Origin of the sequence: Streptomyces sp. MnatMP-M17 (assembly GCF_900091995.1) — a bacterium.
Lineage (GTDB): Bacteria > Actinomycetota > Actinomycetes > Streptomycetales > Streptomycetaceae > Streptomyces.
The window spans coordinates 1-10080 of the sequence record NZ_FMDK01000243.1 but is presented as its reverse complement, the minus strand read 5'-3'; the positions used below and the strand labels follow the sequence as shown (position 1 = coordinate 10080).

The following is a 10080-nucleotide window of genomic DNA, read 5'->3' as shown; positions in this document are numbered from 1 at the left end:
CAGGGTCGCCGTGCCGCCGCCGATGATCGCGGCGGCGATCGCCACGGCCGCGAGGACCGCGACCGGCGCCTTGGCCCGGCCCCGGTGGTGGGCGGGCGGTGCGGTGGGACCGTACGCGGGCGGTGGCGGATACGCCGGGCCCTGGACCCACGCGGAAGACCCTGAGGACCCTACGGAGGGCTGCTGCTGCGTGCTGTCTGCGTCGCCGCTGCTGCGGTAGTAGTCGGTCATGGAATCGACTGTCGGCGCGCGAGATGAGAAGCGGCTGAGGACGTCCTGAGAAGCCCAACAAAACCGTGTATGCCCCATATAAACAGGGTGGGCGGCGGTTGAACAGGCGCCCGAACAGGCGTACCTAGTCGCAGCCGCAGGAACGCCGCACGATCAGCGCCGACGGGAACTGCTTCACCCGTTCCCGCCGCGACCCGGCCACCCGCAGCCCGTCGTCCAGCACCAGATCCACCGCCGCCCGCGCCATCGCCGGACGGTCCGAGGAGACCGTCGTCAGCGGCGGATCGGTGAGCGCGGCTTCCTTCACATCGTCGAAGCCCGCCACCGCCAGCTCGCCCGGGACATCGAGCCGCAGCTCGCGCGCGGCACGCAGCACACCGATCGCCTGGTCGTCCGTGGCGCAGAAGATCGCCGGAGGTCTCTCCGGGCCGGACAGCAGCTCCAGCGCGACCACATAGGCGTCGTAACGGTTGTACGGAGCCTTGAACAGGCGTCCCTCCACCGACCGGCCGGACTCCAGCATCGCCCGCCGCCAGCCCTCGACATGGTCCGTCACCGGGTCGCCGACGACCGGAGTGGACTCGACGCCACCGAGACACGCCACGTACTCGTAGCCGTGCTCCAGCAGATGGCGGGTGGCGAGCTGGGCGCCGCCGATGTCGTCCGTGACCACCGCCACGTCGTCAATGCCCTCGGGCCGCTCGTGCAGCAGTACCACCCGCGCGTCCCAGGCCTCGATCTCGGCGGCGGCGCGCTCGCTCGGGCCCTGGCTGACCAGGATCAGCCCGGACACCCGCATCCCGAGGAAGGCCCGCAGATAGTGGACCTCGCGCTCGTCGCGGTAGTCGGAATTGCCGACCAGCACCATTTTCCCGCGCTCGGCCGCGGCCTGTTCCACCGCGTGCGCCATCTCCGCGAAGAAGGGCTGCCGGGCGTCCGGCACGACCATCCCTATCAAGTCGGTCCGCCGCGAGGCCATGGCCTGGGCGACCCGGTCGGGGCGGTAGCCCAGCTCTTGGATCGCGGCGACCACCCGCTCGCGCGTGGCCGGGGCGACCGGCCGGGGTCCGTTGTTGATGACGTAGCTGACGACCGCGGTCGACGTCCCCGCCAGTCTTGCCACATCGTCCCGCGTCACCTTGGCCACGCGCGGCAGTCTACGCGGGGTGACCTACCGGTTGGCAGGCCGTACGGCAGGTTCCTGCACCGGCGCCTGCTCGGTGGCCGAAACCGTACGCCCGCGCTCCTCCGCGTTCTCGTGCCGCGGCTCGGCGCGAGAGTCGTGGTGGAGGCCGTTACGGAGGTCGCCACGAGTGGGGTCGCGCGGCTCGTCACGGGAGGATTCGGGAGCTGTCGCCCTCGCCTTGGCCTCCTCGGCGGCCCGCTCGACCTTCTCCGGCGTGACGAAGCGGTAGCCCACGTTCCGTACGGTCCCGATCAGGGACTCGTGCTCCGGGCCGAGCTTGGCGCGCAGTCGCCGTACATGTACGTCGACCGTGCGCGTACCGCCGAAGTAGTCGTAGCCCCAGACCTCCTGGAGGAGCTGGGCGCGGGTGAAGACGCGGCCGGGATGCTGCGCGAGGTACTTGAGCAGCTCGAACTCCTTGAAGGTCAGGTCCAGGACCCGGCCCTTGAGCTTCGCGCTGTACGTGGCCTCGTCCACCGACAGATCGCCGTTGCGGATCTCCATCGGGGAGTCGTCCGACGAGATCTGCTGGCGGCCCATCGCGAGCCGCAGGCGTGCCTCGACCTCGGCCGGACCCGCCGTGTCGAGCAGTACGTCGTCGATGCCCCAGTCCGCCGTGACGGCGGCGAGCCCGCCCTCGGTCACGACAAGGATCAGCGGGCAGCCGGGCCCGGTGGAGCGCAGAAGTTGACAGAGCGACCTGACCTGCGGAAGGTCGCGCCGGCCGTCGATCAGGATGACGTCGGCACCAGGAGTGTCGACAAGCGCGGGCCCTTCGGCCGGAGCGACCCGCACATTGTGAAGCAGGAGCCCGAGTGCCGGCAGCACCTCCGTCGAGGGCTGGAGCGCGTTGGTCAGGAGCAGCAGAGAACTCATCGCCGCTCACCTGCCCAGGTCGGTCCGGTGCTCGGAGCGGCGGCCGGTGCGGTCGTCGGCCCGGCTGCCGGCCCTGCGGCTGGTCCGGCCGGCTCGGTCGGACTGTGGTCGTACGTTGTTTGCTTGCCCATTACGTCGGTTCCTCCTCGGTCCCTGCGAGGACGTATGCGGCACTGCTCGGTAGTGCCGTAGCGCGGTGCTCGCGCACCGCACTGTCCAGTACTACCGCTTGGTACTGCCCGGTACCGCTGTGTCATCTGTCTGTAACAACGGACCGGAAACACAAAAGGACCCGGGGGCTACGTTGCCCGGATCCTCTTCGCAGCAGAATAACCCACATGTGTACCGCGTGATCTGGTCAATCCCGCAGATCATCTGATTCATCTACTGCGCCCGGCACCGGCGCGCGGTGCTCAGGGCCGTGGACCAGGTCGCCATCGAGTCGGTGTACGAGCTGTGTACGGCGGGTTTCGCCCGGGAATTGGCGGGCGGCGGCGGGATTCCCGACGGGCGGTTCCGTGGCGCTGAGGCATACCGCGTTGCACAGGGGGCGCACGGATGCGCGACCCGCGCGGTTGTCTCCGTAAGCGCTCCCGCGCGCTGGTACTACCGAGGCACGGCGGCGGGGCGCGCATATGGCGGCGTAGTGGTTCCGTAGTGGTCCGGCTGCCGTCCGGTTGCGGAGGCCCGGACCCGGAACCGCCTTGGGCGTCGGCCATCATGGAGGCCGACGAAAGGAGTGCCGCTATGGCAGCGGGCACGATCCGCTACTGGGCCGCGGCCAAGGCCGCCGCCGGAGTCGCCGAGGAATCGTATACGGCCGACAACCTGGCCGACGCGCTCGACGCCGTGCGGTCGAGGCACCCCGGCGAGCTGACGCGTGTGCTCCAGAGGTGTTCGTTCCTCGTCGACGGTGACCCCGTGGGGACGCGGGGCCATGAGACCGTACGGCTTGCCGAGGGCGGCACGGTCGAGGTGCTCCCGCCGTTCGCAGGAGGGTGAACCGCAGAACATGAGCAACGATCAGCAGTATCCGTACGGTCAGGGGAACGGTGGCCAGGGCCACATCCAGTACGACCAGTACGGCAACCCGCTACAGCCTCAGCAGTCCCAGCAGCCTCAGCAGCAGCCCGCGTACCAGGAGCCTCAACAGGACGCGGGCGCCGCGCAGACCTGGGAGGGCCAGACCTGGGACACGCAGTACCAGCCGCGCCTCCAGTGGCAGCAGTCCCAGTACGGGCAGCAGGACCAGCAGCCTCAGCCGTACCAGCCGTATCAGCAGCCGCACCAGGCCGCCGCCGAGACCGCTTATCTGCCGGTGCAAGGTGCGCAAGGTCCGCAGAGCGTGCAAGGTGCGCAGAGCGCGCAGGGCGCCTATCCGCTGCCGCCGGAGGTACCGATGTCGGGCCCGGTGCCCGGCGCGGCGCCCGGCCCGGCTCCGTACGCGTTCCAGAACGCGCCTCAGGGACCGGCGCCGACCGGTCCCGCGTCCGGTCCCACGCCCGAACCGGCCGCCGTCGACGGTTACAGCGCGCCCACCACCATGGGCAACGCCCGTATCACCGACGCCCAGCGCGCCCGCGCCGAGAACCGGTCGCCGATCATCCCGCCGGGCATGCAGCCGGCCGGGCTGACCGCCGTACTCGGCCTGCTGCTGGCCGGAGGCGCGGCGATCGGACCGTACGCGCTGCTCGTCCCGCTGGTGCTGCTCCAGGCGGTCACCGCGGCCGGCTGGTTCCGGCTGAACGGCATGTGGCCGGCCAGACAGGGCATCGCGCTCGCCTTCCTCGGCGGGCTCACCGCCGATGTCGCGCTGCTCGCCGTGGACGACGAGTACGCCGTGTCCGCGATCGTCGGCACGCTCGGTGTGTGGGTGCTGCTCACGGTCGTACTGCAACTGCGCAGCCGCGCGGGTGCCGACGAGCGGATGGAGGGCCTGATGGCCACCATCGCCTCGGCCGCGCTCACCATCATCGCCACCGGACATCTCGCGGCTCTGCCGGACGCCGTGGTCGTGGGCGGAGTGGCGGTCGCCGCGGCCACCGTGGCGCGCGCGCTGCCGCTGCCCGGGATCGCCTCCGTGGTGGTGGCCCTGCTGGTCGCGACCGGCGCCGGAGCCGTGGTCGGCGGAATGACGGACCTGGGCGGCGCGGGCGCGCTGCTGGGACTCGGGGCCGGGGTCTGCGCGCTGGTCGGACTGCGGGCCGCGAGCTATGACTATCCGTCCCGTTTCGTCCATATGACGGCCGGAGTCGCCCTGCCGCTGACGGCCGCCGCACCGGCCGTCTATCTGCTGGGCCGCGTGCTGGGCTGACCGCCCGGCGCCCGTGCATCAGGGCCGATATCCGGGAACCGTTACGCTCACACGGACGTCAGGCAAGAGGCAAGCCAGAGCGATCGAAATCGATCAAAGATGATCATGACGGTCAAAGGTCAGCGTCCGATCGGCGCATGACAAGACACCTGGGCACACGCACCTAACAGGGTGAGGGACACCGAAGAATGCGCGCACTGCGAATACTGCTGATCCTTGTCGTGGTCTTCGGCGGACTGTTCGTCGCCGCGGACCGTGCCGCGGTGTACTTCGCCGAGGGCCAGGTCGCCGACAAGATCAGGTCGAGCCAGGGGCTCAGCTCCCAGCCTCAGGTCTCCATCAAGGGCTTCCCGTTCCTCACCCAGGTCGTGGGCTCCTCGCTGGACGAGGTCGACATCAGCCTCGACGGTGTCAACGCCACCGCTGACGGCCATCAGGTCCAGGTGACCGAGGTCCGCGCCGAGCTCAAGAACGTCAAGATCGACAGCAGCTTCTCCTCCGCGACCGCCGCCCAGGCCAGCGGCTCGGCGCGGATCTCGTACGCGGATCTCGCGAAGTCGGCGCCGAAGGGCGCGACGGTCGGTTACGCGGGCGCCGACCGGGCCGCCAAGGGCCAGGTCAAGGTCTCGGGGCGGCTGGCGGACGTGCTGGACGGCGCGGGGATCGACATGCCGTCCTCGGTGCGGGCGCTGCTGGACGACCGTACGGTCACCGTGTACAGCACGGTGTCGCTGGAGGGCGGCGACACGGTCCGGCTGCGCGCCGAGGCCCTGCCCGAGCTGCCGGTGCCGGGCCTGAACGAGCAGGTGCGGGACGTGGTCAACTACGACCTCAAGATCGACGGACTGCCGTCCACCATCAAGCTGGACCAGGTCACCGCCTCGGAGAGCGGCCTTCAGTTCTCCGGCACAGGCACGGACGTCTCGCTCGCGGGCTAGGGTCTTTCGTTTGGATCTGGCCGGATCAGGGAGCGCCCGTCCGGCCCTGCGCCCGTCCGGCCCTGCGCCCGCCGGTCGGACAGCCGGACGGCCGGATGGTGAGACGGCGGTGTCCGCTCCTCAGATGGCCGACGGGCGGAAGTGCCGGGTGGGACGGCGGGAAGCGCGCGAGCTGAATACTTGTCTCACTTCGCGGATGATCGTGTCTCACGATGTGACACACCGGTGACATGTCCGGCGGAACGTCCCTACGATCGGACGTATGAGGCAGCAGGCGGACTTCACGAAGCGGCGGGCAGTTGACCTGTGCCGCGTCGCCGCCATGCTCTGTCGCGCTGTCTGAGCGGGACTTCCGCGTCCCGTTTTCCTGGCCCTTCGAGTATCTCAGGGCCGGCCTCGCGCCGTACGCCGGCTTCCGTCCCATGCGTGCCATGCCCGGAAGCCACCCGCATCACGCATGACCCCGCCGCACACTGCCCCGGAGGAGAACAGCATGAGCCGCAGCGACGTCCTGGTAGACGCCGACTGGGTCGAGGCCCACATCGACGACCCGAAGGTGGTCATTGTCGAGGTCGACGAGGACACCTCGGCCTACGACAAGAACCACATCAAGAACGCCGTCAGGATCGACTGGAAGAAGGACCTCCAGGACCCGGTCCGCCGTGATTTTGTCGACCAGGAGGGCTTCGAGAAGCTCCTGTCGGCCAAGGGCATCGCCAACGACGACACGGTCGTGCTCTACGGCGGTAACAACAACTGGTTCGCGTCCTACGCGTACTGGTACTTCAAGCTGTATGGCCATGACTCCGTCAAGCTCCTCGACGGTGGCCGCAAGAAGTGGGAGCTGGACTCCCGCGACCTGGTCGAGGCCGTTCCGGAGCGCGCGGAGACCACGTACGAGGCGAAGCCCCAGAACACCGCGATCCGCGCCTTCCGCGACGACGCCGTCGCCGCGATCGGCACGCAGAACCTGGTCGACGTGCGGTCGCCCGACGAGTTCAGCGGCAAGCTGCTCGCGCCGGCGCACCTCCCGCAGGAGCAGTCGCAGCGTCCGGGCCACATCCCGTCCGCCCGTAACATCCCGTGGTCCAAGAACGCCAACGACGACGGCACCTTCAAGTCGGACGACGAGCTCAAGGAGCTCTACGCCGAGGAGCAGGTGGACCTGGCGAAGGACACCATCGCCTACTGCCGTATCGGTGAGCGTTCCGCGCTGACCTGGTTCGTGCTGCACGAGCTGCTCGGAGTCGAGAACGTCAAGAACTACGACGGCTCCTGGACCGAGTACGGCTCGCTCGTCGGTGTGCCGATCGAGCTCGGCGCCAACAAGTAATCACGCCCCGACCTGGAGGACTGAACAGTATGTGTGGAGCACAGGCCGGCGGCCCCGACGCTTCGACGATCAAGCCCGGCGAGACCACCATCCAGGGTTCCGTGACCCGTGACGGCGAGCCCGTCACCGGTTATGTGCGCCTGCTGGACTCGACCGGTGAGTTCACCGCGGAGGTTCCGACCTCGGCGACCGGGCAGTTCCGCTTCTACGCCGCCGAGGGCACCTGGACCGTGCGCGCGCTGGTTCCCGGCGCCACGGCGGACCGTACGGTCGTCGCGCAGACCGGAGGCCTCTCGGAGGTCGCGATCGCGGTCTGAGTTCCGCATCGTCCTGAGTCCTGAGCCCTGAGCGCAGGGCCGTGGTGAAGGGCCGCATCACCTGACGGGGTGCGGCCCTTCGCGCGTTCGGGTGCGCCACGTACGTACGGTCCGGGCCCGGTCGGCCGGGTCCCCGCGGCGGTTTCGGTCGTACGCTGGAGACATGTACACGCGACGCCGTCGTCGGTACTTCCTGTTGATGGGCGGATGCCTGATCCTCTTCGTCTCCGCCTGGACTTTCGTACGATTCTGGTCGGTTCCGGCCGCTGTCGCCCTGTGCATCGTCGCCATGGTCATTCCACCGATCGCGGCCATGGTGGGCAACGCACGCGGCAAGGACGACCGCTGGTGGGACGATCCGACCGGCGATCCTCAGTCCGATGAGTGGTGGGACGAGCTGGACGGCAAGAAGCCGCCGCAGAAGCGGGACAGCAGAAAGTAGCCCGGCGAGCGGGCAGTGAAGCGAACGGGGCGGGGCGGGACGCGGCGAAGGAGCGGCGCCCGCCGAGGGTACGAGTACGGCCGGATACGAGTACGGCCGGATGCCCCGCGGGCCGGTGTTTCGGTCTTGGGCCGCCCGCCGGTGACTCCTCGCGTCAGTAGACGAGCGCCTGGACACCGTCCGGCATGATCTCGCTGACGAAGACCTGCGCGCCGGCGATCCGTACGCCCTCGATCACATCCTTCTCCTCGATCTCGCGCCTGGCCGCGCACTGTGTGCAGAGGGTGATCTGTCCACCGGCCTGGATCGACTCGATGAGATCCGGCAGCGGCGCGGAGTGCGGCAGTTCGAACTCGGCCGCCCGGCCCGGCAGCGCGAACCACGCGGACTCGCCCGTCAGCCACAGCGAGACCTCCACGCCGCTGGCCACGGCCACCGCCGCCACCGTGAAGGCCTGGGAACAGCGCTCCGGGGCATCGGCGCCGGCGGTCACTTTGATCACGAGCTTCTTCGCGGAATGCATATGCCGAACTGTAATCCGCCCAGGTACAACCACCTTGTCCGCTCGGTGGTCAGGTCTGTGCGCGGGTTACGGAATCCGTGCTTCAGGCTTGTTCTGTGATCTTGCTTCTGTGAAGTCTCGTGGGGGGACTCTCCTTGGAATCTCAGCCAGCTCCGGCGATGCCCGCGGCCCCGGAGCCGCCGCCGCAGCCCTTGCCGGAGTCTCAGCCGCGGCCCGAGTCTCAGCCGTTGCCCGGCCGGCCGCCGCGCAGACGTGGCCGTACGGCTCTGCTGATCGCCGCCGCCGCGGTGCTGGGCATCGTCGCCGGGACCGCCACCGGGTACGCCGTCCAGGCCGATCGCGCGCCGACGCCGCTGCCGATGCTCGCCCAGCCCGGCCTCGCGTATCCCGCCAAGTCCCTTTCCGAGGGGAAGGAGCCGGAACCGCTGTCCGCCGAGGAGGACAGCCAGGTCAGGACCGACGGCGATCTGCGCAAGCTGCTGCTTCCACGGCCCTCCGGCGCGAGAGACAATTTCGCGCCCTGGGCCATGGACGGGTGGCTCTCGCTCGATGAGTACGCCCGTGACTTCGACGAGCCGGACTACATGTTCGAGGATCTGTCGGGCGGAGGGTTCCGCCGGGCCGCGGGCGCCTCCTGGGAACAGGGCGGGTACCGCGAGACGAATATCTACCTTGTGCAGTTCCGGGCCGACTGGTTCCTGGGCGCCACCGACCATGTGAAAGGGCAGCAGGCCTACATGCCGAGGAGCGAGAACGGTGCGGGCAACCCGGGCGATCCCATCAAGGGCAGTTCCAACGGCCGTTACTACATCTACGACGTCGAGCGGGAGGCCGGGTATCTGCCGCAGTACCACGCCCGCGCCCTCGCCCAGCGAGGCGATGTGATGCTCGACATCAGTATTTTCGACACCGAGCCGATCAGCAAGAAGGACATCCGGACGCTGGCCGAGCGGCAGTTGGAGCGCCTGTGAACGACGACCTGGCCACCCCCGAGGCCACCGAAGCCACGGAGGGCGCTTCCCAGGCACCGGAGTCGGCGGCTCCTGCCCCGGCACCGGCCTCGCGTCGCCGCCCGCGGCTGCGCCTCGGGACCGTACTGCCCGCTGTTCTCGTCCTCGGCGCGATCGGCGGCGGTATCGCGTTCATCAAGACCACCGTCGACGGAGCCGACAGGACCGCGCCCACCGCGCTGTGGCGGAAGCCGGACATCGGGCCACACCCGAATCCGGACCCGGCCGAGCATTTCGCCGACGGGCGTACGGACACCGATCTCAGCCGGAAGCTGCTTCCCGTCCCCGAGGACTACCGCCTCGGTCCGGATATAGCAGAGCACGGCAACGATGTGTCCCTGACCGCCAAAGAGGCGGAGGCGATGTTCAAGTCCGTCGGCGAAGGGCTTCCCGCGGAGTTTCGCAGGGCGCTGAACAAGGAGATCGACAAGATGGGCGTCAAGGGCATGGCAGCGCGCTCCTACAGCGCGTTCTCCGATGGCCTTGTCGTCCAGGTGTATCTCATGCGGATGACGGACCGCGCGGCCGTCCACCGCTGGTACAAGATCAATTCGGACCGGCCCGGGGCCCGCAGGGGACCGGCGGTCGAGGGCCACAAGGAGGCCAGATGCTTCCTGGCCCCGGACAAGGACTCCGGGCTCACGGCGATGGAGTGCGTGGCGTACGACGGTGAGCTGGCCGTCGATGTCGTCGCGCTGGGCACAAAGCCGTTTGACTCGTCAGCCGTCGCCGAACTGACGAAGGATCAGCTCGGCCACATCGCATCCCCGGGGAAGTACGTATGACCGAGCAGATCACGTCATCGCCGAAGTCGACGCCGATACCCACACCCGACGCGGAGGCCGGAACCGAGGCCGGACTCGTTACGGAGGCCGGCCCCGAGTCCGAGTCGGCGTCCGCGAGCGAGCCG

The 10080-nt window shown here is 69.2% G+C and carries 11 protein-coding genes and 2 pseudogenes; 9 read left to right on the top strand and 4 right to left on the bottom strand.

Features of this window, described 5'->3' with window-relative positions; genetic code table 11:
* The 3 genes and pseudogenes from GA0115259_RS11890 to GA0115259_RS11880 all read right to left on the bottom strand — a co-directional run.
* Window positions 1-231 (bottom strand): annotated as a pseudogene (locus GA0115259_RS11890) (serine protease); the annotation flags it as partial.
* Window positions 232-355: 124 nt separating this feature from the next.
* Window positions 356-1378, bottom strand: a complete 1023-nt coding sequence (locus tag GA0115259_RS11885) for a LacI family DNA-binding transcriptional regulator (RefSeq protein ID WP_093594895.1) — start codon at window positions 1376-1378, stop codon at window positions 356-358.
* Between the two features lie 24 nt (window positions 1379-1402).
* A complete protein-coding gene (locus GA0115259_RS11880; RefSeq protein WP_093594892.1) occupies window positions 1403-2293 on the bottom strand; it encodes a response regulator transcription factor in 891 nt (296 codons plus the stop codon).
* A gap of 497 nt (window positions 2294-2790) precedes the next feature.
* On the opposite strand from GA0115259_RS11880, the pseudogene GA0115259_RS41700 reads away from it, so the two are divergent.
* The 7 genes and pseudogenes from GA0115259_RS41700 to GA0115259_RS11850 all read left to right on the top strand — a co-directional run.
* Window positions 2791-2942, top strand: a pseudogene (locus tag GA0115259_RS41700) (alpha/beta hydrolase); the annotation flags it as partial.
* 98 nt (window positions 2943-3040) lie between these two features.
* A complete protein-coding gene (locus GA0115259_RS11875) occupies window positions 3041-3295 on the top strand; it encodes a MoaD/ThiS family protein (protein ID WP_093594889.1) in 255 nt (84 codons plus the stop codon).
* A gap of 10 nt (window positions 3296-3305) precedes the next feature.
* Window positions 3306-4607 carry a hypothetical protein gene (locus GA0115259_RS11870; RefSeq protein WP_093594886.1) on the top strand — a complete coding sequence of 434 codons (1302 nt, stop codon included), beginning with the start codon at window positions 3306-3308 and terminating at the stop codon, window positions 4605-4607.
* Between the two features lie 188 nt (window positions 4608-4795).
* On the top strand, window positions 4796-5545 hold the full coding sequence (locus GA0115259_RS11865) for an LmeA family phospholipid-binding protein (protein ID WP_093594883.1): 750 nt from the start codon (window positions 4796-4798) through the stop codon (window positions 5543-5545).
* 493 nt (window positions 5546-6038) lie between these two features.
* Window positions 6039-6878, top strand: a complete 840-nt coding sequence (locus tag GA0115259_RS11860; protein WP_093594881.1) for a sulfurtransferase — start codon at window positions 6039-6041, stop codon at window positions 6876-6878.
* Between the two features lie 29 nt (window positions 6879-6907).
* Window positions 6908-7195 carry a DUF1416 domain-containing protein gene (locus GA0115259_RS11855; protein WP_093594878.1) on the top strand — a complete coding sequence of 96 codons (288 nt, stop codon included), beginning with the start codon at window positions 6908-6910 and terminating at the stop codon, window positions 7193-7195.
* A 163-nt stretch (window positions 7196-7358) separates the two neighbouring features.
* Window positions 7359-7637, top strand: coding sequence for a DUF3099 domain-containing protein (locus GA0115259_RS11850; RefSeq protein WP_093594875.1), 279 nt, complete (start codon window positions 7359-7361; stop codon window positions 7635-7637).
* Between the two features lie 154 nt (window positions 7638-7791).
* Here the strand turns inward: GA0115259_RS11850 and GA0115259_RS11845 are convergent, their stop codons facing one another.
* Complete coding sequence (locus tag GA0115259_RS11845) at window positions 7792-8160, bottom strand: DsrE family protein (RefSeq protein WP_093594872.1); 369 nt, start codon at window positions 8158-8160, stop codon at window positions 7792-7794.
* A gap of 227 nt (window positions 8161-8387) precedes the next feature.
* On the opposite strand from GA0115259_RS11845, the gene GA0115259_RS11840 reads away from it, so the two are divergent.
* The gene (locus GA0115259_RS11840; protein ID WP_093594869.1) at window positions 8388-9131 is read left to right on the top strand and encodes a hypothetical protein; all 744 of its coding nucleotides are present in this window, start codon (window positions 8388-8390) and stop codon (window positions 9129-9131) included.
* Window positions 9128-9955, top strand: coding sequence for a hypothetical protein (locus GA0115259_RS11835; protein ID WP_093594866.1), 828 nt, complete (start codon window positions 9128-9130; stop codon window positions 9953-9955). Before GA0115259_RS11840 ends, GA0115259_RS11835 begins: the two co-directional genes overlap by 4 nt.
* The last annotated feature ends 125 nt before the right edge of the window (window positions 9956-10080 follow it).

Bases quoted from the DNA above. Each gene is read 5' to 3' on its own strand.
- GA0115259_RS11880 (WP_093594892.1), bottom strand. From the start codon at position 2,293: ATGAGTTCTCTGCTGCTCCTGACCAACGCGCTCCAGCCCTCGACGGAG.
- GA0115259_RS11845 (WP_093594872.1), bottom strand. From the start codon at position 8,160: ATGCATTCCGCGAAGAAGCTCGTGATCAAAGTGACCGCCGGCGCCGAT.
- GA0115259_RS11860 (WP_093594881.1), top strand. From the start codon at position 6,039: ATGAGCCGCAGCGACGTCCTGGTAGACGCCGACTGGGTCGAGGCCCAC.
- GA0115259_RS11850 (WP_093594875.1), top strand. From the start codon at position 7,359: ATGTACACGCGACGCCGTCGTCGGTACTTCCTGTTGATGGGCGGATGC.
- GA0115259_RS11875 (WP_093594889.1), top strand. From the start codon at position 3,041: ATGGCAGCGGGCACGATCCGCTACTGGGCCGCGGCCAAGGCCGCCGCC.
- GA0115259_RS11870 (WP_093594886.1), top strand. From the start codon at position 3,306: ATGAGCAACGATCAGCAGTATCCGTACGGTCAGGGGAACGGTGGCCAG.
- GA0115259_RS11865 (WP_093594883.1), top strand. From the start codon at position 4,796: ATGCGCGCACTGCGAATACTGCTGATCCTTGTCGTGGTCTTCGGCGGA.
- GA0115259_RS11855 (WP_093594878.1), top strand. From the start codon at position 6,908: ATGTGTGGAGCACAGGCCGGCGGCCCCGACGCTTCGACGATCAAGCCC.